General features: G+C 67.7%; 19 protein-coding genes and 1 tRNA gene. 7 read left to right on the forward strand and 13 right to left on the reverse strand.

Going from position 1 to position 21,473, the window contains the following annotated elements:
• Window positions 1-9 precede the first annotated feature (9 nt).
• Window positions 10-321 carry a hypothetical protein gene (locus tag M3M54_RS05070; protein WP_249021101.1) on the reverse strand — a complete coding sequence of 104 codons (312 nt, stop codon included), beginning with the start codon at window positions 319-321 and terminating at the stop codon, window positions 10-12.
• Between the two features lie 154 nt (window positions 322-475).
• Between M3M54_RS05070 and lon the strand changes: the two genes are divergently transcribed.
• Window positions 476-2,767, forward strand: a complete 2,292-nt coding sequence (gene lon, locus M3M54_RS05075) for an endopeptidase La (RefSeq protein WP_249021102.1) — start codon at window positions 476-478, stop codon at window positions 2,765-2,767.
• Window positions 2,768-2,851: 84 nt separating this feature from the next.
• Here the strand turns inward: lon and M3M54_RS05080 are convergent, their stop codons facing one another.
• Window positions 2,852-3,877, reverse strand: coding sequence for a hypothetical protein (locus tag M3M54_RS05080; protein ID WP_249021103.1), 1,026 nt, complete (start codon window positions 3,875-3,877; stop codon window positions 2,852-2,854).
• Here M3M54_RS05080 and M3M54_RS05085 point away from each other — a divergent pair.
• Entirely contained in the window at window positions 3,876-5,348 is a 1,473-nt protein-coding gene (locus tag M3M54_RS05085) for an NAD-dependent succinate-semialdehyde dehydrogenase (RefSeq protein ID WP_249021104.1), read from the forward strand. The two genes, M3M54_RS05080 and M3M54_RS05085, sit on opposite strands and share 2 nt — an antisense overlap.
• 20 nt (window positions 5,349-5,368) lie before the next feature.
• Here the strand turns inward: M3M54_RS05085 and secG are convergent, their stop codons facing one another.
• The 4 genes from secG to M3M54_RS05105 are packed head-to-tail and all read right to left on the reverse strand — an operon-like array spanning window position 5,369 to window position 8,651.
• The gene (secG, locus tag M3M54_RS05090) at window positions 5,369-5,608 is read right to left on the reverse strand and encodes a preprotein translocase subunit SecG (RefSeq protein WP_249021105.1); all 240 of its coding nucleotides are present in this window, start codon (window positions 5,606-5,608) and stop codon (window positions 5,369-5,371) included.
• Window positions 5,609-5,640: 32 nt separating this feature from the next.
• Window positions 5,641-5,952 carry a hypothetical protein gene (locus M3M54_RS05095; RefSeq protein ID WP_249021106.1) on the reverse strand — a complete coding sequence of 104 codons (312 nt, stop codon included), beginning with the start codon at window positions 5,950-5,952 and terminating at the stop codon, window positions 5,641-5,643.
• 18 nt (window positions 5,953-5,970) lie between these two features.
• Entirely contained in the window at window positions 5,971-8,205 is a 2,235-nt protein-coding gene (locus tag M3M54_RS05100; protein WP_249021107.1) for a heme lyase CcmF/NrfE family subunit, read from the reverse strand.
• On the reverse strand, window positions 8,205-8,651 hold the full coding sequence (locus tag M3M54_RS05105; protein WP_249021108.1) for a cytochrome c maturation protein CcmE: 447 nt from the start codon (window positions 8,649-8,651) through the stop codon (window positions 8,205-8,207). Before M3M54_RS05105 ends, M3M54_RS05100 begins: the two co-directional genes overlap by 1 nt.
• An 88-nt stretch (window positions 8,652-8,739) precedes the next feature.
• Between M3M54_RS05105 and tgt the strand changes: the two genes are divergently transcribed.
• Window positions 8,740-9,957 carry a tRNA guanosine(34) transglycosylase Tgt gene (tgt, locus tag M3M54_RS05110; protein ID WP_249021109.1) on the forward strand — a complete coding sequence of 406 codons (1,218 nt, stop codon included), beginning with the start codon at window positions 8,740-8,742 and terminating at the stop codon, window positions 9,955-9,957.
• Here tgt and M3M54_RS05115 read toward each other — a convergent pair.
• Window positions 9,945-11,168, reverse strand: coding sequence for a protein kinase (locus M3M54_RS05115; protein ID WP_249021110.1), 1,224 nt, complete (start codon window positions 11,166-11,168; stop codon window positions 9,945-9,947). The two genes, tgt and M3M54_RS05115, sit on opposite strands and share 13 nt — an antisense overlap.
• 39 nt (window positions 11,169-11,207) lie before the next feature.
• Between M3M54_RS05115 and M3M54_RS05120 the strand changes: the two genes are divergently transcribed.
• On the forward strand, window positions 11,208-11,498 hold the full coding sequence (locus tag M3M54_RS05120) for a hypothetical protein (protein WP_249021111.1): 291 nt from the start codon (window positions 11,208-11,210) through the stop codon (window positions 11,496-11,498).
• 320 nt (window positions 11,499-11,818) lie between these two features.
• Here the strand turns inward: M3M54_RS05120 and M3M54_RS05125 are convergent, their stop codons facing one another.
• Together M3M54_RS05125 and M3M54_RS05130 are read right to left on the reverse strand one after the other, a co-directional pair.
• The gene (locus M3M54_RS05125; RefSeq protein WP_256465815.1) at window positions 11,819-12,631 is read right to left on the reverse strand and encodes a metallophosphoesterase; all 813 of its coding nucleotides are present in this window, start codon (window positions 12,629-12,631) and stop codon (window positions 11,819-11,821) included.
• Window positions 12,588-12,917, reverse strand: a complete 330-nt coding sequence (locus M3M54_RS05130) for a DUF3467 domain-containing protein (RefSeq protein ID WP_249021113.1) — start codon at window positions 12,915-12,917, stop codon at window positions 12,588-12,590. Before M3M54_RS05130 ends, M3M54_RS05125 begins: the two co-directional genes overlap by 44 nt.
• A gap of 20 nt (window positions 12,918-12,937) precedes the next feature.
• Between M3M54_RS05130 and M3M54_RS05135 the strand changes: the two genes are divergently transcribed.
• Window positions 12,938-13,348: a 23S rRNA (pseudouridine(1915)-N(3))-methyltransferase RlmH gene (locus tag M3M54_RS05135; RefSeq protein WP_249021114.1), complete on the forward strand. Its 411-nt coding sequence runs from the start codon at window positions 12,938-12,940 to the stop codon at window positions 13,346-13,348.
• A gap of 90 nt (window positions 13,349-13,438) precedes the next feature.
• Entirely contained in the window at window positions 13,439-15,091 is a 1,653-nt protein-coding gene (gene argS, locus M3M54_RS05140; protein ID WP_249021115.1) for an arginine--tRNA ligase, read from the forward strand.
• Window positions 15,092-15,103: 12 nt separating this feature from the next.
• Here the strand turns inward: argS and M3M54_RS05145 are convergent, their stop codons facing one another.
• The 3 genes from M3M54_RS05145 to ltrA form a co-directional block, all read right to left on the reverse strand.
• On the reverse strand, window positions 15,104-15,571 hold the full coding sequence (locus M3M54_RS05145) for a cytochrome c-type biogenesis protein CcmH (protein WP_249021116.1): 468 nt from the start codon (window positions 15,569-15,571) through the stop codon (window positions 15,104-15,106).
• Entirely contained in the window at window positions 15,568-16,122 is a 555-nt protein-coding gene (locus M3M54_RS05150) for a TlpA disulfide reductase family protein (RefSeq protein WP_249021117.1), read from the reverse strand. The genes M3M54_RS05145 and M3M54_RS05150 overlap by 4 nt, the downstream gene beginning before the upstream one ends.
• A 104-nt stretch (window positions 16,123-16,226) precedes the next feature.
• Entirely contained in the window at window positions 16,227-17,594 is a 1,368-nt protein-coding gene (ltrA, locus tag M3M54_RS05155) for a group II intron reverse transcriptase/maturase (RefSeq protein WP_249021118.1), read from the reverse strand.
• Window positions 17,595-18,140: 546 nt separating this feature from the next.
• Here ltrA and M3M54_RS05160 point away from each other — a divergent pair.
• Window positions 18,141-18,213: transfer RNA gene (locus M3M54_RS05160), tRNA-Gly, on the forward strand.
• Window positions 18,214-18,253: 40 nt separating this feature from the next.
• Here M3M54_RS05160 and M3M54_RS05165 read toward each other — a convergent pair.
• A complete protein-coding gene (locus M3M54_RS05165) occupies window positions 18,254-21,454 on the reverse strand; it encodes a bifunctional diguanylate cyclase/phosphodiesterase (RefSeq protein WP_249021119.1) in 3,201 nt (1,066 codons plus the stop codon).
• Between the last annotated feature and the right edge of the window lie 19 nt (window positions 21,455-21,473).

The raw sequence follows: 21,473 nt of genomic DNA on the forward strand, positions 1-21,473 counted from the left end.
GCGGCGCACTCAGCCGCGCGGGCTCCGACGCCGTCGTCTGCGCCATCCCCACCACAGGCCGACGGCGAGGCCAACAACCAGGGTCGCAAGACGCGCTCCCGGCAGCGACCGCGTGGCGCCTGACATGAGGCGCACGCGCGCCTCGTCCGGAGCGGGCATGGCGAACTCCTCAGCCGCGAGCACGTCGCGTGGCTCGTCGCCGACCAGATCGGTCGGGAGCTCCAGGCGCTCCGGCGTCAGGCCCGGGTCTGGAGCTGGAACGACGAACTCCTCGGCGGCGAGAACGTCGCTCGGCACAACCTCGGCTCTGGCTCGAACCATCGCCAACATTGTCCCAGAGCGCCGCGCCAAATCAAGAGGTGCCCGTCGGCATGCGATAATCTCAGTGTCGGTGACTGAGATCCGGGGAGGATTCTGCCGCCCAGTGCTAGACTCAACTTACTTTTGGTAAGCCTTTTTTGAAAGTGAACCGCTGATGACCCGACTTCTGCTTGTGCCCCTCGATGACGCCGTCGTCTTCCCGGGGATGTCAGTGACGCTCGCAGTCGACACCGCCGACGAGGAGCGTGTCCTGCTCGTGCCGCGCCACGAGAACGAGTTCGCCGCGGTCGGCACGGTGGCCACCGTGAGCGACTCCGTGCGCCTGCCGGGCGGCGCGCGCGCCGTCGTCGTCGAGGGCCTTCACCGTGGCGTCGCGGGCGCCGCGATCACCGAACCCGGTGGGCGGCTCTATGTCGACGTCGAGGAGCGCCCGGACCCCACCGGTGAGGTGCCGAGCCGTGAGCTGCGCGACCTCGAGCGCGAGTACCGCGCGGTCGTTGAGGAGATCCTCGATCTGCTGGGCGCGGACAGCCGGATCAAATCGTTCCTGCGCAGCATCAGCGAGCCGGGAGCACTGGCCGACTCGACCGGCTACTCGCCCGACCTCAACTACGAGCAGCGCATCGAACTGCTCCAGCAGCTTGACGTTCGTGCACGCCTTGAGCTGGCGCTCGCCTACCAGCGCGAGCGGCTGGCTGAGCTGCAGATCCGCAAGCGCATCCGTGACGACGTCGAGTCCGGAGCCGATAAGCAGCAGCGGGAGTACTTCCTGCGTAAGCAGATGGACTCGATCCGTCGCGAACTGGGCGAGGACGACGCCTCCGTGCTCGAGGAGTACCGCACCAAGATCGCCGAGCTGGATCTGCCCGAGGAGGTTCGTAACCAGGCCCAGCGCGAGCTCGGCCGACTCGAGCGCGTCGGCGAGCAGTCCGGCGAGTCGAGCATGATCCGCACCTACCTCGACTGGTTGCTGGCCGTGCCGTGGGGCGAACGCTCAAAGGAGCGTCTGGAGCCCGAGCACGCCCGTGAGGTGCTGGACGCAGACCACGCGGGACTCGAAGACGTCAAGGACCGGATCGTGGAATACATCGCGGTCAAGAAGCTGCGCCAGGAGCGCGGCATCGAGGAGGACCCGCGCTCGGGCGCGATCCTGACGCTGATCGGCCCGCCCGGCACCGGCAAGACCTCGATCGGGGAGTCGATCGCGCGCGCAACCGGGCGCAAGTTCATCCGCATCGCGCTCGGCGGCGTCCGTGACGAGGCCGAGATCCGCGGCCACCGCCGCACCTACATAGGCGCGCTGCCGGGACGCCTGGTGCGCGCGCTGCGCGACGCCGGCACGATGAACCCGGTGATCATGCTCGACGAGGTGGACAAGGTCGGTGCAGACTGGCGCGGCGACCCGAGCTCAGCCCTGCTCGAGGTGCTTGACCCGGCCCAGAACCACAGCTTCCGCGACCACTACCTGGACGTCGAGCTGGATCTGAGTGGGGTCATGTTCATCGCCACCGCCAACGTGGCCGACACGATCCCCGGACCGCTGCTGGACCGCATGGAGGTCATCCGCTTTGACGGCTACACCACCTCGGAGAAGCTCGCGATCGCCCGCGGCTACCTCTGGCCCAGGCAGCTGGAGCGCAACGGGCTGCGGCCCGGCGAGGTCGAGATCAGCGACGAGCTGCTGCGTACGATCGTGACCGAGTACACCCGCGAGGCCGGCGTGCGCAACCTCGAGCGGGAGATCGGGACACTGCTGCGCAAGACCGCAACGCGCGTCGCGGCCGCTGCCGAGCCCGGCCCGTCGATCACAATCGACATCGAAGCCGTGCGCGACGCGCTCGGCCGCCAGCGCTACTTCCAGGAGTCGGCCGTGCGGACCGCCGTTCCGGGGGTGGCCACGGGCCTTGCAGTCACCGGCGCAGGTGGCGACGTGCTGTTCGTCGAGGCAACGACGATGCCGGGCACACCCGGGCTGACCCTGACCGGCCAGCTCGGCGACGTGATGAAGGAATCTGCCCAGATCGCCCTCTCATACGTGCGCGGCCATGCGGACGAGCTGCAGATTGACCGCAGCCGCTTTGACGAGCGCGCCTTCCACGTCCACGTCCCGGCCGGCGCGATCCCCAAGGACGGGCCGAGCGCGGGCGTGACGATGGTCACGGCGCTGACCTCGCTGCTGACCGACCGGCCGGTGCGCCACACCGTCGGCATGACCGGCGAGGTGACGCTGCAGGGTCGCGTGCTGCCGATCGGCGGCGTCAAGCAGAAGGTGCTCGCCGCGCACGCAGCGGGGTTGACCGACGTGATCCTGCCCGAGCGCAACCGTGGCGACATCGAGGAGGTCCCCCAGGAGGTCCGTGACGCGATGCGCTTCCACTTCGCGATGACGGTGGAAGAGGTGCTCGCGGTCGCACTCGAGCCCGCCACGGTCACAGCGGGAGCCTGACCGAAGCTTCCCACGGCGACGCATAGCGGGGCTGCCGGTCAGCGGACCGGCAGCCCCGACGCCAGGCCTGTGCGGGCCTGTCTCTCAGTAGGTCGCAAAGCCGCTGCGACTGATCATCAGGCCATGGTCTGATGGTGAGTAGCAGTAGACGCCAATGCTTCGCACCTGACAGGTGAAGCGCCCCAGCTGATCATCCCAGCCGTTGGGGATGAGCTTGGCCCGGTTGGAGATCGCGCTTGCGCGACCGCAGGTGAAGTGGGCTGCGCCACGGGTGGGCAGCAAGATCGTGTTCCCCCACCCGCTCTTGCAGGAGACGGGTTGTGATGGCCCCGTCCAGACACGCCGCTTGACCGTGCAGCGCAGAGCGCCGCCAGACAGCGAGCAGCCGACGTTGCCGCCCGCCACCACAAACTGGGTCTGCTGAAGCATCGGGTTAAGCGACGGCCGGAAGGCGGTCAAGGGCCCGCTCGGGCGTGACGGCACGTGCACGATCACGTCACGGAACACCGTCTTCACCTTGACCACGACACGCGGGCCGGATGCGGTGGTGTTGACCTTGAGCCGGGTCGGCGTCGTACTGGTCGTCCTGGGGGTGCTGGTCGTCCTGGGGGTGTTGGTCGTGCTTTGGGTGCTGGTCGTGGTCGCAGCCGACCGTGTGCCCCTGTCCGCGGCCGAATCATCATCGCCGTCAGGGCCACGAGCGTCGGTGTCCTTGCCCTTGGCGTTGGTGGCCTTGGAGCCCGGCTCGGATACGCCGGCGCCGTCTCCCGCCGCGACCGTGCCCGACGAGCCGCCGCTGACGCTCGGGGCGTTCGCGTGGCCGAGCTGCAACCCCGCCTGCGTGACCGGCGGTGCCGCCGACTGGTGGATGAGGCTGTTGTTCACGTGCGCAGGCGCGGGCGCGTTGGCAGCGATGGTCCCGGCGCCTGCGCCCGACGTGCTCGTACCCGGCGCCTGTGGTCCTGGCGCCGCCGCGCCAGAGCCGGCTGTGCTCGTTGAGCCGCCGGCCCCGGACGTGCTGGCACCGCAACCCGCGAGCGCTGCCGCCACAGCCGCGGCGGCAAATAGGCGCATGCTGCCAGCACGCGCAAAGCTGTACGTTCTAGTCATGAGCACAACCCTTGACAGCGACGAACGTCGCGTTCTCGAATCTATCCCACACCAGCTCCTTATCGGCGGAAATTGGCAAGATGGTGAGCACGGAACTTTCGCGGTCGAAGACCCGGCCACCGGGGACACGCTCACGGAGGTCGCTGACGCCTCGCCTGCGGACGCGGTCGCGGCGCTCGATGCCGCCACCACGGCCGCACCCGAGTGGGCCGCCTTTCCCCCGCGCGAACGCGGAGAGATCCTGCGCCGGGCCTTCGAGACGATCGTCGCGAGGGTCGATGACCTGGCCCTGCTGATGACCCTGGAGATGGGCAAGCCGGTCGCGGAATCACGCTCCGAGGTGCTGTATGCCGCCGAGTTTCTGCGCTGGTTCTCCGAGGAGGCGGTGCGAATCGAGGGCCGCTATTCGGTCTCTCCCACCGGCAGCGGGCGCATCCTCACAACCAGGCAGCCTGTCGGTCCGTGCCTGCTCATCACCCCCTGGAACTTCCCGCTGGCGATGGGCACACGCAAGGCGGGCCCGGCCCTGGCGGCCGGCTGCACGGTGATCATCAAGCCGGCCCAGCAGACCCCGCTCTCGACGCTGGCGTTCGCCGCCATTCTCGAGGAGTGCGGCCTGCCCAAGGGCGTCGTCAACGTCGTCACCTCGACCCGGGCAGGCGCGACAACCGAGCCGCTGCTCGACGATCAGCGCCTGCGCAAGCTTTCGTTCACCGGCTCCACCGAGGTCGGACGTCTGTTGATGTCGCAGGCGTCCAAGACACTGCTGCGGCTGTCGATGGAGCTTGGCGGCAACGCGCCGTTCCTGGTCTTTGAGGACGCGGACCTGGACGCCGCGGTCGAGGGCGCCGTGCTCGCGAAGATGCGTAACGGCGGCGAAGCGTGTACCGCGGCAAACCGCTTCCATGTCCACGAATCGGTCGCCGCTGAGTTCGCGGCGCGGCTCGCCAAGCGACTGGGGGCGATGCGCGTGGGTCGCGGCACCGACCCCGGGGTCGACCTTGGCCCGATGATCGACGCAAAGCAGCGAGACAAGGTCGCGGAGCTCGTCTCAGACGCGATCGACCGTGGCGCCAAGCCGCTCACCGGAGGCAGCCCGCTCGAGCGCCCTGGGTACTTCTTCGAGCCGACCGTGCTGGGCGACGTGAGCGACCACGCGCGGCTGCTGACCGAGGAGATCTTCGGCCCGGTCGCGCCAGTGATCTCGTTCTCGAGCGAGGAGCAGGCGGTCACGGCCGCCAACAGCACCGAGTACGGGCTCGTGGCCTACATGTTCACGGCCAACCTGAAGCGTGCCCTGCGCGTCGCCGAGGCGCTCGAGACAGGCATGATCGGCCTCAACCAGGGGATCGTCTCCAACGCCGCCGCGCCGTTCGGCGGCGTCAAGCAGTCCGGCTTCGGGCGCGAGGGTGGCCACGAGGGCATCGCTGAGTACCTCGCGACGAAGTACATCGCGGTGAATATGGACTGAACCGGCGCGGGTCGCGGGGCTCAGCTGATCTTGATCAGCACGATCGTGTTGATCACGAACAGCAGTGCGAAGAGGATCGTCCAGCGGTTCAGGTTGCGCTCCACCAGTGAGCCACCGCCGCCGCCGCCGAACGGCCCAGCCCCGCCGCCGCTGCCCATGCCGAAGCCCGACAGGCCCGCGTCACGGCCTGAGTGCATCAGGACCAGGAAGACCAACATGATGCTGATGAAGACCTGGACCACGTCTAACACGAACGTCATAGCCGTCGGTGATGGTAGCGCAGTTGCCCTGCCTACGGGCGATCGACCGGCGGGTCCTGATCCTCGAGCGCGTCGAGCTCATGCAGCAGCTCAAGTGCCTCGGCCCGCAGCGTCGTGTCGATCGAGGCATAGTCGGCGTCGGAGAGCTTGCCCGTCTGATGGTCAAGCTCGGCATCCCGGATCTCGCGGTACTTGGCGTCGCGCGCGGCCTCAAGGTCGCTGCGGCGCAGCGACACGCGGCTGACCTGCTCGTGCGCCTGGCCCGCCGAGGCGCGTTGGCGGAGCGGTGCGCTCACAAGCCATACCACGCCGACCAGGAGCACGACAAAGATCACGTACGCCACGGCCGCCCACCAGGCTCGCTAAGCGAGCTCGCTCACGGCCACGCGTGGGCGCTCGGCCGCCCTGACCCGGCGGCGAGCGAACAGTGCGGGCGGCAGGAACGAGATGAACCCGCCAAAGAAGATGATCGCCGCCCCCAGCCACAGCCAGGAGACCAACGGCGAGACGATGAGCTGGAAGACGACCGGGTAGTTGTGATGCAGGTACTGGAGCGCGATGCCCTGGACCGCAGCGTCCCTGGCGGTCCAAAAGCCAATCTTGTTGAGATCGGCGTTCAGGGCACTGCTCTGCTCGCGCAGCGGCAGCTTGCGCACCTGCGTGACGATCGCGTTGTACTCGTTGGTGAACAGCGTGTCACCACGGTTGATCAACGGCATCAGCGGTGTGAGGTTGGCGGCGGCCACCGTCCAGATGTCGCGCAGCGGCCCTGCGTCCAGGCCGATCGTGCTGTCGGCGTTGCCGGCGGCGAAGAAGCGGCCGATGAAGCCGTCGGCGGTGTCCGATGACGGGTAGTAGCTCTGCATCGTGTGCAGGCGCACGACCTGCGCACCGTCCTTGGTGACGTTGATGATCGCGCCGAACGACAGCCGCTCGGAGCTGATCCCCACGGTCTGGCGCACGTAGCGGAAGCTGTAGCCGCCGTCGGTGACGCTCTGGCCCGGAACCAGCGTGGCCTGGCGCGTGTGCTCAAACGATGAGGAGCCGGCGATCCCGATCAGCATCACCGCAAAGCCGAAGTGCGCGAGGTAGCCGCCGTAGCGCCGGCGGTTGCGCCGCACCAACGCCAGCACCGCGACAGGCCAGGGGTCGTGCGTCATCGCACGCCTGGCACCGGCGCCACGGTAGAACTCCTGCACGACCGTGCCGACGACGAACGCGCCGAGCCCGAACATGGCGACCGCAAACGGCTTGCGGCCCGCGTCGGTCAGCACCAGCACGAGCACGGTCACCAGCACGCCGAATGCCACCGGGTAGGTGAACTGCCGGCGCAGGTTCGCGACCGTGGCGCGACGCCAGGCGATCAGCGGGCCGACGCCGGTGAGCAGCACCAGCACCAGCGCCAGCGGGACCACGAACGGCGTGAACGCGGGCGGCCCGACCGACACCTTGGTGCCTGTGATCGCCTCCGAGATCAGCGGGAACATCGTGACCCAGAAGATCACGAACGTGAGCGCAACCAGCACGAGGTTCTGCAACAGGAACATCGCCTCGCGTGATACGAGCGAGTCGATCCGGTGCTCGGTCGCAAGGCGATCACGACGCCAGAGGATGAGCCCGATCGAGGAGAACAGCATGATCCCCAGCAGGAAGATGAACGGCACACCGAGCGTCGACTGGCCAAACGCGTGGATCGAGTCGAGCACGCCGGAGCGAACCAGGAAGGTGCCGAAGATCGACAGCGTCCCGAACAGCAGCACCAGCGACACGTTCCAGACCTTGAGCATGCCGCGCTTCTCCTGGATCTGGATCGAGTGGATGAAGGCGGTGCTGACGATCCACGGCATCAGCGCGGCGTTCTCGACCGGATCCCAGCCCCAGTAGCCGCCCCAGCCCAGCTCGGTGTAGGACCAGCGCGCCCCGAGGATGATGCCGACCCCGAGCGCCAGCCAGGCAGCCAGGGCAAAACGCCGCGTCTCACGGATCCACTCGGAGCCAAGCCTCCCGGTGATCAACGCGGCGATCGCAAACGCGAACGGGACCGCCATCAGCGTGTAGCCGGTGTAGAGCATCGGCGGGTGGAACATCATGCTCGGGTGCATCAGCAACGGGTCCAGACCGGAGCCGTTGCTGGGCGTAAGCGCCGCCGGCGTGGTGGCGAACGGGTTGGCGGCGAAGGTGGCGAGCCCCGCGAAGAAGCCGTCGAGCCCGAGCAGCACCGCCGTTGCGTAGGGCGCCAGGTCGCGCAGCCGGCGCCGCGTCAGAAACAGGGCCAGTGACGACCAGCTCGAGGAGAGCGTCACCCAGAGCAGTAGCGAGCCCTGCTGAGAGGACCACGGAGCGGCCAGCTTGTAGAAGACCGGCGTGGTGGTGGACGATGTTTCGGCGACCACCTTGAAGCTGAAGTCACCGCGCAGAAAGGCGACCTCCAGCAACGCGAACGCGGTGATGCTGAGCGCCGCCAGCGCGTACACCGCGCGCCGTCCCGAATCGGCCCAGTCCTGCCGGCCGCTGCGCGCACCGTGGATCGAGGCGAAGATGCCGTAGACGCAGACGGCCACGTCCAGCAGCAGGATCGCGTGTCCGAGCGCCGACATCAGCTGGTCACGGCGGGCCCGGCGGGAATGCCGGCGGTGTCCTTGATCGCCCCGGAAGCAGCCTGGTATTTGGACGGGCACTTGGTGGTCAGCGAGTTCTGCTGACCGACGAAGGTGCCACCCTGATCGGTCACGTCGACCATCACCGGCCGGCCCTGGGCGAACGGATCGGGAACCACACCCGTATATCTGACGGGCACCGCCACCCTGCGGTTCGGGGAGAGCACGCTGAACTCGAGGATCGCCCCGAGGTGCTTGACGGAGCCGTTCTCCACGGTTCCCGCGAGTATGTACTGCCCGCCGGGCTTGGCCTTGTGCAAGAGCTGCGAGGCGGTGAGTTCATCGCGACCCAGGCTGAAGCTGACGTAGATCAGCGAGCTTGCCAGCAGCAGAGCCGCTGTCAACGCCACCGTCAGCCGGATCGCGCGTTTGCGATTCGGATCCATGCGATCTCGTATTGTTTCACACCCTCGGCGGCAGGCGCGCCACACCCGCCGGGGCCGCTCAGCGCCCTGACCTTATAGCTTCCAGTCGGTGTTCGAGGTCCGCAAGCAGGCGCCCGGGACGCTGGCGCGAGCCGGCACGCTGACGCTGGCCCATGGCCAGGTGCAGACTCCCGCCTTCGTGCCGCTGGCGACCAGGGGCGCCGTCAAGACACTCGACCCGAGTGATGTCGACGCGCTCGGCTACGAGATGATCCTCGGCAACACGTTCCACCTCTACCTCTCCCCTGGCCCCGACCTGATCGCAGCTCACGGCGGGCTCGGCGAGTTCATGCGCTGGCGGCGGCCGATCATCACCGACTCCGGTGGCTTCCAGGTCTTCTCGATGGGTCACGGCGGCGTGGCCGACGAGATCAAGGGCCGCGCCGTGAGCAGAGCCGGGGGCGGTTCCTCCGCCGCCATCCTGGCGATCACGGAGGAGGGGGTGCGCTTCCGCTCCTACCTGGACGGCGGCGAGCGCCTGATGAAGCCCGAGACCTCAATGGCCGTCCAGGCGGCGCTGCACTCAGACATCGCGCTGGTGTTCGACGAGTGCACGCCGTTTCACGCAAGCCGCGACTACACCGCGCGCTCAACCGCACGCACACACCGCTGGCTGGAACGCTGCCTGCAGTGGCATCGGCTCAACGGCCCCGCTGACCAAGCCGTCTACGGGATCGTGCAGGGCGGCGTCGAGCACGATCTGCGGATCGAGTCGGCCCAGACCGTGGCCGCCAGCGCCTGCGACGGCTTTGCGATCGGCGGTTCCCTCGGTCAGGACAAGCAGCAGATGCACGAGGTGGTCCAGTGGACGACGGCCGCCCTTGAGCAGGCCGCGCCGCAGCGTCCTCGCCATCTGCTCGGGATCGGTGATATCGATGACCTGCTGAACGGTGTGCAGCTGGGCATCGACACCTTCGACTGCGCCATGCCGACCCGGCTCGCGCGTCACGGCGTGGCGCTCGTGCCGGAGCCTCAGGCGCGCTGGCGTGTCGACCTGGCCAAGGCGCGCTACCGCGGCTCGCGTGAGCCGATCATGGAAGGCTGCCCATGCCCCGCCTGCAGCGCCGGGTTCACCCGCGGCTACATCCACTACGCCGCCAAGGCCAGGGAGACAACCGGCCCACGGCTGCTGACGATCCACAACCTCAGCTACATCCAGCGCCTGATGAGCGACCTGCGAGCCGCGATCGAGTGCGACAGGCTCGACGAGGTGGTCGGCGCGGCGTTTGCCGGCGCGCCGCCCCTGGGCGCTGGTCAGCGGGTGTAGGTCGAGATGATGTGTTGCAGCTGCGCGATTCCCGAGCGCCAGCCGCTGGCCACCACCTGGTGGTAGTGGACAACCGAGGTGGAGCGCTGCAGCGCCACCACGGCGGCCACCACGGCGATCGCCAGGAGCACGACGAAGATCGATGCGGCCCAGGCCAGCCGGCGGCGGCCCTGCTGCGCGCTCGCGCGCGCCGGTGCGGTGTCCGGAACCGGACGCCGGGCCGGAACGGTGCGGGGGGCGCGCGGGCGTGTCGCGGCTGCGGTCGCCGGCGAGACGACGCGGGTCTGGGCGGTCGCCTGCTCGCGCCCTCGCGTCGGCAGCACCCGTGTGGCCGCGGTGCTCATGCCGCCCCGCGCGTTGCGCTGGCCGTCGACGAAGGGCGACACGCCGCGGGCGCCGTCGCGGATCAGCTGGGAGAGCTCCAGCGCTGAGCGCGGCCGTTCCTCCGCCACGACCGAGATCGTGAGCGCCACGGCTTCCGCCAGTGCCGGCGGCACGCGCGGGTTGATGCGCTGCAGCGGGATCGGCGCCTCACGCTGCTGCTTGAGCGCCAGCTCGGCGAGCGAGTTGGCCTCGTAGGGCAGCCGGCCCGAGAGCAACTGGTAGGCGACGACGCCGAGCGAGTACAGGTCGGCGCTGGGCCCGGCGCCCTCGCCGCGAGCCTGCTCGGGTGAGAGGTAGGCGGCGGTGCCGAGCACCGACCCGACCTGGGTGATGCTCGACTGACCGGTGGCGCGGGCGATCCCAAAGTCGGCGAGCTTGACCACGCCGCTCTCTGAGACCAGGAGGTTGCCCGGCTTGACATCGCGGTGCACGACGCCGTGGCGGTGGGCGTATTCCAGCCCGCGGCAGGCCTGAGCGACGATGTCCACCGCCTGCTCGACATCGAGGTGACCGCGGTCGCGCAGGATCTCGGCACAGGAGCTGCCCGGCACGTACTCCATGACGATGAAGTGTTGGTGGGTGCTGTCGTCAAAGCCGGAGTCGAACACCTGGACGATGTTGGGGTGCACGAGCCGCGCCGCTGCCAGCGCTTCGCGCCGGAAGCGCGACACGAACGTGGGGTCGTCGGCGAGATGCTCGGCCAGTAGCTTCACGGCCACATGGCGCTCCAGCCGCTCATCGAGCGCCAGCAGCACGGTCGACATCCCGCCGACACCGAGGCGGCCCTCAACCCGGTAACGGCCGTTGATGATCGCCGCCGCGCTCATCCGCCGCCGCTCGTGCCGGGCCCGCTGTAGGGCGTGGACGTGGCGCCACCGCCGCCTGGCGTGGTGGTCACCGGGGTCGTGTTCGTGGCAGTCGGCGTGACGGGGCTGGCCCCACCGGTGGTGCTCGTCGTGGCCACGGTTGTGGTGGGCTGGCCGGTTGTCGGCGTGGGCGGCTGGCTGACCGTGTTCGTGAACGCCGGCGCGGTCGTCGTCGGTGTCGTGTTGGTGCTCGTGTGGGTCCTGGGCTTGGGCTTGGATCGCGTGGGCGTGGGCTTCACCTTCACGTGGCAGGTGCTGGTCGCCAGCGACTCGACCGTACTCACACCCTGATTGAGGTTGGCGACGAGAGTCGAGTTGACATTGCCGAGCGAGCTCAGATCGTTCTGAAAGCGAATCAGATCCCGCTGTGCCTGCGCACACGCGCCGCTGTCAAGTGCGGTCGAGACGGAGTTGAGCTCGGCGCTCAGTCGGTTTGCCTGGGCGGCTGAGAGCCAGTGCCCGGAGCTGGCGCCACAGGCAGCAACTGTGCCAGCCGTCAGTACGGCGGCTGTGGCCATCGCTGCTCGCTGTAGCAACCCCATTGCTGCTCGACTTTAGCCACTGACGCGGCCCTCACCGGCCCCGCAGGCGCGCCGCCACGGTCCTGCAAGCTACTGCCCGTGGCGCAGCCGCTCGGCCAGCGTTTCCGGGAGACCGGCGTCGCGTATGGCGGCGGCGGCGCGGGGGATGTCGTAGGCGACGCGATGAAACGTGGCGGCCCAACTTTCGCTGTCCAGCTCGAGCCAGGCTGCCCGCGGATCGCCGTCGCGTGGCTGGCCGACGCTACCGGGGTTCAGCAACCAGCGCCCCGTGGCGACCAGCAGCCGCTCACCATCGCCCCGGGGACCACCGACAACGCCCGCATCCGTCGCCTCCCCGAACGCGAGCGCCACGTGGCTGTGCCCGACGATCGTGACACGCCTGGGAGATTGCTCGACGGCCATGCGCGCCTGCTCCGGCGCAAGGATGTACTCCCAGACCGGGTCGCGCGGGCTGCCGTGGTACAGCGCCGCCGCGTGCTCCACGTTCAACGGTGAGAGATCTCTCAAAAACTGAGTGGCGGGCTCGGAGAGAACGGTGGCGGTCCACTCCGCCGCCAGCCGAGCGGGATCGGAGAAGCCGCTCACCGAGATCGAGCCCACGACGCCGAGGTCGTGGTTGCCGGCCAAGCAGACATCGGCGTGCGCGCGCACCAGCGCGACACAGGACTCCGGGTCAGCGCCGTAACCGACGATGTCACCCAGACACCACACGCTTGTGCAACCGGCGCTCGACACGTCCTCGAGCACAGCTTCCAGCGCCTGAAGGTTTGAGTGGATATCAGAGATGACCGCTACCAGAATGCGATCACCCCCGGTCCGCGCACGTCCAGCGTCCCGCCTACCCGTCGCTCTCGCCGGACTCTTCGCCCAGCTGTCTGTCACCGCCGAACTCGGGCAGGTTCTTGATGTTCTCGCGCGTCTGCCACTTGGCGTAGTTGTCCTGCATCGCGTCGATCAGCTCGCGCATGAAGCGTGGTGCGAGGTTCATGCGGGCGACCACCACGCCCGGCACCTCGTCGTCCTCGACCTCGTGGTCGACACGCGCGAAGGTGATCGTGAACTCGTATTCGGAGTGGCTGACGTTGGCGAAGTTGGAGTAGTGGCCCGCCATCAGCTCCGGCGAGAAGTGGATATTGATGCGGCGTTCTTGGGGCTCGGGTTGATCCATAGCCGCCTAGTATCACATCGGTGCGCGTTATCGTCGTCGCCGTAGGCCGTATCCGGCCCCCGTTCAGCGACGCCGTCGCTCACTACACCAAACTCCTGAGCCGCCACACGCGGCTTGAGCTGATCGAGGTCCGCGACGCTGCGGCGGCCGCAGCACGGGTCCCGCAACAGGCGTTCGTCTCGCAGCTCGAGGTCAGCGGTGAAGCGCTCGACTCCGAGGAGCTGAGCGAGTTTTTGGAAGCGCGCCGGCGCAGCGGGCGCGACCTCTGCTTCGTGATCGGCGGCCCCTTCGGCGGCGTCGAGCTTCCGCGCACCGACCACCAGCTATCGCTCGGGCGGCTCACGCTGCCCTACCAGCTGACCCGCGTCGTGCTGCTCGAGCAGATCTACCGGGCACACAAGATTCTCGCCGGCGAGCCCTACCACCACTGACCCGGCGCCTCGCTGCGGCAAGGCTAGCCGGCAAGCTAGCCTCTAGCTCCCGATGCTGTCAAGCACCACCAACAGACCGCACGCTGATCGATGAGCGACCCCGTCGCCGCACTCAAGCAGGCCGTCGCCGATGCTGCGTTGCAACTGCGCGGCGGGACGCAGACGGAGAGCCAGCCGCCGGCGCGCCTGGATCGTGCCCGCCGGGCCGGCCAGGGTCACTACGCGACGAACGCAGCGATGCTGCTGGCACCGGCGCTCGGCCTTGCCCCCCGCGAGATCGCCCAGGCGCTCGGGACCCAGCTCACGCAGGCTCTGCGCGGGAGCCTGCTGAGATTTGAGGTTGCGGGCCCCGGGTTCCTCAACCTGGAGCTCTCCGACGACTGGTACCACTCCGCCCTGCGGGCCCTGCTCGAGGCGGGCGCGGGCTTCGGCACGGGTGGCGCCGCGCACCCCGAGCGGATCCTGCTCGAGTTCGTCTCGGCCAACCCCACCGCCGTGCTCGTCGCCGCCAGCGGCCGCCATGCCGCCTACGGCGACGCACTCGCCCGGATCCTGCGCTTCCACGGGCACAGCGTGTCGACCGAGTACTACTTCAATGACGCCGGCTCGCAGATCCAGCGCCTTGGCGAGTCCGTCCGCGCACGCGCCCTCGGACAGGAGCCGCCCGCGGACGGCTACCAGGGGGCCTACGTGGCCGAGCTCGCAACCGAGATCGCGGGCGCGGATGACCCATCCGTGCCGGTGGATGCGATCGCCGGCCGTGCCGTCGCGATCCTGCTCCAGCGGATCAAGGCCACGCTGGCGCGCTACGGCGTGCACTTCGACACGTTCTTCAGCGAACGGACCCTGCACGAAGGCGCGCCAAGCCCGCTCGAGCGTGCGCTGAGCCGCCTGCGCGAGGCTGGGCACGTGTACGAGCACGAGGGCGCCGTCTGGCTGCGCACCACGACCTTCGGTGACGACAAGGACCGTGTGCTGTTGCGCTCCGGCGGCGAGCCAACGTACTTCGCCGCTGATGTCGCCTACATGGAGAACAAGCGCGAACGCGGCTTTGAGCGCCAGCTGCTGCCCGTGGGAGCCGATCACCACGGCTACGTCGCACGCCTGAAGGCGGCCTTTCAGGCCCTGGGCAACGATCCGGATCTGCTCGAGCCCCTGATCCTCCAGTTCGTGCACCTCGTGGAGGGCGACGCGCGGACAGCGATGTCAAAGCGGCGCGGCGAGTTCGTCACCCTGGACGAGCTGCTGGACGAGATCGGCGTCGACGCGACGCGCTACTTCATGTTGCAGAGCTCGCACGAGCGCACGCTCGACCTGAACCTCGACCTCGCTCGGTCCGACTCGTCGGAGAACCCGGTCTACTACATCCAATACGCCCACGCACGCCTCAGCTCGATGCTCGCGAGGGTCGGCGATGAGCGGGTCTCGCTTGCGGTGGCGGCCGATGCCGTGTGGAGTTCGCCAGCGGGCGAGCTGCACAGCTCCGAGCAGGAACTGATCAGGAAGCTGCTGTCCCTGCCCGAGGAGGTTGCCGAGACGGCGCAGCGGCGTGCGCCCCATCGCATGGCCGCCTACGCGCTGGAGTTGGCCCAGGACTTCACCGCGTTCTACCGGGATTGCAAGGTCGTCGGCGCAGAGCCGTCAGAGACCGAGTCATTCCGGATCGCGCTGTGCGCGGCGACGCGCACCCAGCTGGCTGTCGTGCTCGAGCTGCTCGGGGTCAGCGCGCCCAGCTCGATGTAGACGCGCCGGCGCTCAAATGAAACGGTCAAGCTCGGCGTCCAGGCGCTCGGCGTCGGCGCCGGTCAGCGGCTCGGCGACCGGCAGCATCAGCTGGGCCGCACGCCGCGACCGTGCCCGCCACTTGGGTAGCGTGAACAGGAGCAGCGCCACGCCACCCAAAAAGACGACGGGCGGCAACACGTAGACGGTCAGGTTGAAGCCGCTGGCGGGTGGCTGAGCCAGCACGGCCGGGCCGTACTGGGCGACCATGCCGGCCTTGACCTGCGCCATGTCGAGCCCCTTGGCCAACAGGCTCCGCATGTACTGCTGCTCAGAGATCGCCTGGGGCGAGTCGACCAGCTCGAGCGGCTCGTGGCAGGAGACGCACATGAACTGCGCAAGCGCGGTGGTGTAGCCGGGGGTCGCGGCGACCGCGCCACCCGCCAGCGCTCCCAAGAGCGCGAGCGCGACAAGCGCAGCGAGCAGGCGCCGTATGATCACGCCGCGAGCCCCAGCACGCGGTCGAGCGTCCGGTTGACCCATTGGCCCGACAGCTGGTAGGTCCGGGCCGCGACCACGTCACCGTTGCGAGCGATGATGAACGTCTCGGGCACGCCGTTGACCCCGTAGGGGCCGACGAAGCTGTCGCCCGGGTCCAGCAGCACCGGATAACTCAGGTGATAGCGGCGCATGTAGCCAGCGGCGTCGGTGCTGGAATCCTGGTAGGTGATGCCGACCAGCACGCCGCCGTGCGCGCGCAGCAGCTGCTGCGCGCGGCGCAAAAGCGGCGTCTCGTCCTGGCAGGCTATGCACCAGCCTGCGAACACGTTCAGCATCACGACCTTGCCACGCAGCTGGCTCAGGCTCAGGCGGCGCGAGCTGCCGAGCAGCTGCAGGCGCATCGTGTAGTTCGGGGCCGTTGGCTTCTGCCCGCGGCTGACCCGCGCCGCCAGCGCGTTGCCGGGGCCGTTGGCACTGACGCCGAATGCGAGCACGGCCAGCAGCGCGATCACCACCAGCGAGACAACCCCCGGCACCAAGTACCTGCGCATTGGTAGTCAGGGGCGCAGTACCGCGAGGGCCTGTTTCCCCATTCCCCTTTCAATCCGTGCGTGCGGTTTTCCCGCACACGGCTTACCGATGATCGTCCTGATGGTCACGACGCAACCCCCGGGTATCGAACGGTGCCCCGCAAGCGGTAGAGGCCGAGCGCCTCGAAGAACTCACGGTCCCAGACCGGATGTCGCGCGTGCAGATTCCGGCCATAGCGCTTGACCATCAGGCGCCTGAGCCGGTACACGACATACCGATCGATCTGGTTGAACTTGATAGCGGCGTTCCCGGTCCGGAAGTAGTTGCCCCACCCACGCAGAATCGGGTTCAGTCCCGCGATCACGTCACGGAGGTCATGCCCGACCCGGCCGCGCCCGGTCAGGGCCTTGACCCTGGCACGAACCCGACCCATCGCCCGTTGGGAAGGCCACCGCTGGAGGTAGTAGCGACGGACGCCGCGCTCCAGCAAACGACCCGACACACGAGCATGGAAATGGCAGCCGAGAAAATCAAACCCTTCCCGGCCTTCTCGTAGGTCAACTATCTTCGTCTTGTCCGGGTGCAGCCCCAAACCCAGGCTGGCGAGAACGTCCGCCGCCAACCGTTGTGCTGCGCTGGCATCGGCTTTGCTGCGACAAGCCACGACGAAATCATCCGCATAACGGATCAGTCTGCCGTGAGCCTCATCAGCAAACGCCCGATCAAGCGCTTGGAGATAGATGTTTGACAGCAGCGGAGAAACCACCCCGCCCTGGGGCGTCCCCGCAACCGACCGCGAGAACTGCCCATCATCCATAACCCCCGCTTGGAGCCACAAACGGATCAGCTTGACCACCCGCCTGTCCGAAACCCGCTCCGCAACAAGCGCAAGCAAACGCTCGTGCTCGATCAAGGAGAAATAGTCCCGGATGTCAGCCTCAAAAACGAACTGATACCCCTCAATGAACGACTCGCGGAGCACCTCCTTCGCATCCGTCGCTGACCGTCGCGGACGGAACCCAAACGAGCACGGCTGAAAGTCCGCCTCAAAAATGGGCTCAAGCACAATCCTTGCGGCCTGCTGGCAAACCCGATCCTTCACGGTCGGAATACCTAACGGCCGCCTACCACCCTGCGGCTTGGGAATCTGGACCCGCCGAACCGGCAACGGACGATAGACCCCCTCCCGAAGCTCAGACTGGAGATCTGCAAGCAGACGCTGCACCCCGTGCTCCTTGACCGCATCAAGCGTCTGCCGGTCAATCCCGGCAGCGCCCTTGTTCCTACACACCCGCTCCCATGCCTCCCGAAGGACGTCACTCCTCCAGATCCGGTCAAACAGAGCATGAAAACGGCGATCCGGGGACCGCTTGGCGGCCACCCATAGCTTGCGCTGAAGTTCTCGCACATCCCCACCGCAGAGCAAAAGCTCACCGGCCGGGCCAACAGGCAAAAGCCTGCCAGGGTTGTTGGGCTGCTCTACAGCAACCATGCCCTAACGCTTACCTCCCACACAACCATGATCAAAGCCAGGGCCCTTCGCTACCGGCGCTTTTACCTTTCCGCCGGTCATCACTACTACGACCCCGTCGGACTCCCGCTGCCCTCCGCTCGATTTCACCATCGGCTTATACAAGCGGTCTTTGCCTGACAAGGCCAGGCAGACGGGCCTCCCGTGTTCCGTGATCAGACCATGCGCGCGTGCAAGTCTCCCTACCCCGCAGGGACCCGCCACACCATTTCTGGATCGGACGTGACGGACATGGCCTTCACCGTGAAATGAGCGGCTCGGCTCCCTGATTGTTTCTCTAACGAGGCTGCAATCCCAGCCCACGCGCTTGCTCCCTCCAAAGAGGCTCTCGACACCCCGCTCAGCCCAAGGGATCTCTCCCCAAGACCGGGGCCTGCTACCGGGCGCTCCAGCGCCTACCCGGACCGGACTCCCACCGGCTGGCCTACCACAGCTTTCACGGCGCACCATCGCACACAGAGTAGCCGGAGTTCGCCCCTGCTCTACTCACCATAGAATGAGGTCTGTGCGGGTGTAGCTCAGTTGGTAGAGCGTCGGCTTCCCAAGCCGAAGGTCGCGGGTTCGAACCCCGTCGCCCGCTTCCCAGAGCAGCGGTGCAATCTACACGGCCTCCGTGGCCTTCACCTGGAGTTCGCGGGCTCATCGACCGCGCTCGGGTAGGACTCGAGGAACTCCAACAGCCGCGCAGCATCCATGGGGCGCGCGAAGTAGAAGCCCTGCCCGGTGTCGCAGCCGAGTTCGCGCAGGGTCTGCGACTGCTCGGGATCCTCGACGCCCTCGGCCACCACCTCCAGATCAAAGGTGTCGCCCAAGCGCAGGACGGCTGAAGCCAACCCAGAGGTCACCGGCGCCGCGCCTGCAGCGAGCAGTGAGCGGTCCATCTTGAGCACGTCCAGCGGGAACATGCTGAGCGAGCTGAGCGACGAGTAGCCGGTGCCGAAGTCATCCATCGCCAAGCGCACACCGAGCGCTCTGAGCTGCCGCAGGCGGCTGATCGCAAGGTCGGTGTCGGTCATCATCACCGACTCGGTGATCTCGAGCGTCAGCGCCTCTGGCGGAAGGTCAGCGTCGCTCAACGCCCGCTGCACGTCGGCGACGATCTCGCCGTGAAACAGCTGTTTGACCGAGAGGTTGATGCCCACGCTGGGAAGGCGGCCGGTCTTCACGTGATCGCGAATCTCACGGGCCTGCCGGCATCCCTCGCCAAGCACCCAGCGCCCGATCTCGATGATCAAGCCGGTCTCCTCGGCGAACGGGATGAAATCGTCGGGCGGGATCAGGCCCCGATCCGGATGTCGCCAGCGCAGCAGCGCCTCGAGTCCGGAGATGGTTCCGTCGGAGAGACGCACGAGCGGCTGGTAGTGCAGCTCGAACTCCTTGCGCACAACGGCACGCTGGAGGTCTGCCCGCAGCTGAAGCCTTGCCATCACACGCTCATGCATGGCAGGCTCGAACAACCGATAGCCGCTCTTACCGTCACGCTTAGCGATGTACATCGCTGCGTCGGCATTGCGAATGAGCTCGTCGGCATCCGTGACCCGGCCGCCCTCTGCAACCGAGACCCCCACGCTGGCGCGGATTGTGATCTCGTGTGTGTCGAGGTTCAGCGGTTGGCTCAGTGCAGCGAGGATCCGCTCCGCGGTCTCAACTGCCACGCTGAGGTCCGGGAGGTCGTCGAGCAAGATCGCGAACTCGTCGCCGCCGAACCGCGCGGCGGTGTCCACCGTCCGCACGCTGGCCTGAATCCGCTTTGCCGCCTCCAGCAGCACACGGTCACCGACGGCATGGCCGAGGCTGTCGTTGACGGTTTTGAAGTCATCGAGGTCGATAAACAGCACCGCGATGCTCAGCCCGTCGCGGCGTGTGCTGCCCACCGCATGACGCACGCGCTCATTGAAAAGCGCACGGTTGGCGAGCAGCGTCACCGGGTCGTGGAACGCCTGGTGGGAGAGCTGCTCTTCAAAGGCCTTGCGGTCGCTGACGTCGCGGCCGTTGAGCACGACCCCTCCCACGGTCGCGTCGGAGCTCAGATCGGTGTGCAGGATCTCGAAATGCCGCAGGGATCCGTCCTTGTGCCTGAGCAAGCAGTCGATTGCCTCAGATCGGCTGGCCATGCCACGGCCGTCGTTCAGGCGACGCAGCAGGCGACCGTGCTCCTCGGGGTGCAGCAGGTGGTCAAGCGGCCTGCCCAGCACCTCCTCGACCGTGTAGCCGAGGATGTGTTCAATCGAGGGGCTCTGGTAGACGATTTGATTGCCCTCGCCAAGCACCGTGATCAGGTCGCTTGAGTTCTGCACCAGCGTGGCGAATCTCGCTTCGCTGGCACGACGATGCACCTCCGCGCTGAGTTCGGCGCTGCCCAGGGCGAGCGCGACCTGATGCGCAAGGGTGCGCATGGCGTAGCCGATCTCATCGTCGAAGGCCGCCTTACCGGCGAGCAGCAGATAGAGCGAGCCCTGCTCATCGCTGTCGGGGCGCAGATCGAGCGCCAGCAGCGGCTCTTCGCTCGCGACGAGCATCAGCTGCGAGCGCACGGTGGGACGGACGATGGCTGTGTCCGCGCTTACTGATCTGCGCAGTGTCGCTCCAAGGTTCTGCGAGATTGGCCACTGGCTCAGTTGCCCGGACGCGTCGAGTGCCATTGCCTCTGCACGGCCGTGGTCAAAGCGGCACACGCGCGCCTCAAGCGGCGTGCCGTCGAGCCCGGCGACGGCCCGAAGCGCAGCTGTGAGGATGTCCATCGGCTCACTGACACCGATCAGGAGACCGCCGGCAGAGCTGAGAGCGTGTTCACGCGCAACCGCCTTCTCACGCTCGCGGATGAGTCCGGCCATGCGCGCGACCGCGAGCCCAAACATCCCGATCGAGGCCACGATGATGAACAGGAGATCGCCGTTGTGAAGTGGCAGCACCTTGGCGATCTCAAGCACAGGAGCGATCAGCGTCGCGCCGGTCAGGAGCGCCAGCCGCGTGCTCGTGAAGCGCGACTGTCGCGTGAACTCTGGGTCTGAAACGGCATTGACCGACGGGTGCAGTGCGGCGGCGCCCCAGAGCAGGTAGGAGAGGACGCGCGTCGCCTGTAGCCAGAGCTGATCGTGATAGCCCCCGGAGAGCTGCAGCAGTCTGCCGACGTCGTCGGCCAGCAGCAGAGCGGCGACGGCGGTGATCATCAGGTAGAAGCTCACCGGCCGCTTGCCGCCATCGAAGACGATGCCGACAGCTGCGACGAGCAGGATCAGATCGCCAAACGCGTAGCCCGCTGAGACCATCCGGGTCAGCGGCGCCAGCGCCGCATCGTTGAGATACGGGGCGATCATCAGGATGGCCGACGCAAGCGCCAGCCCCAGCGCGATGATCAGGCCGTCGACGACGCCCGGGTCATCCGTGCGTTGGGCGCGGCGCCTGATCAAGACTATGAGCCCCGCCGTCAGGAGCGGATAGGTCGCAAGCCTGGCCGCATCAGCAACCGACGGCGCGGTGGCAGAGACCCGCAGAACGGGCGGCAGGATCGCGGTGTAGAGATCGCCGACCAGCAGCATCCCCAAGCCGAGTGAAAACAGCCACCACGCCCCGCGCGCGGGCGGCCGGTGTCTTCTGACGCCAGCAACCAGACCCAGGAGTCCAAGGAAGCTGAGGCCACTGAGCACGAGCACGTCACCCTTGAGCGGGCGCACGACGACGTACAGACTCGTGATCAACACGCCCAGGGCGAGGAACGCCCAGGCAAACCGCCCGCCATCGATCGCGGCGGCGATCCGCGAGGAGAGGTTTCGAAATGCCCGCGTGGCCGGACCGGGCAGCGTGCCGTAGCCACCTTTCATGGCCGCACTATCGGCTCGA

The sequence above is a fragment of the Conexibacter sp. S30A1 genome, from assembly GCF_023330665.1.
GTDB lineage: Bacteria > Actinomycetota > Thermoleophilia > Solirubrobacterales > Solirubrobacteraceae > Palsa-465.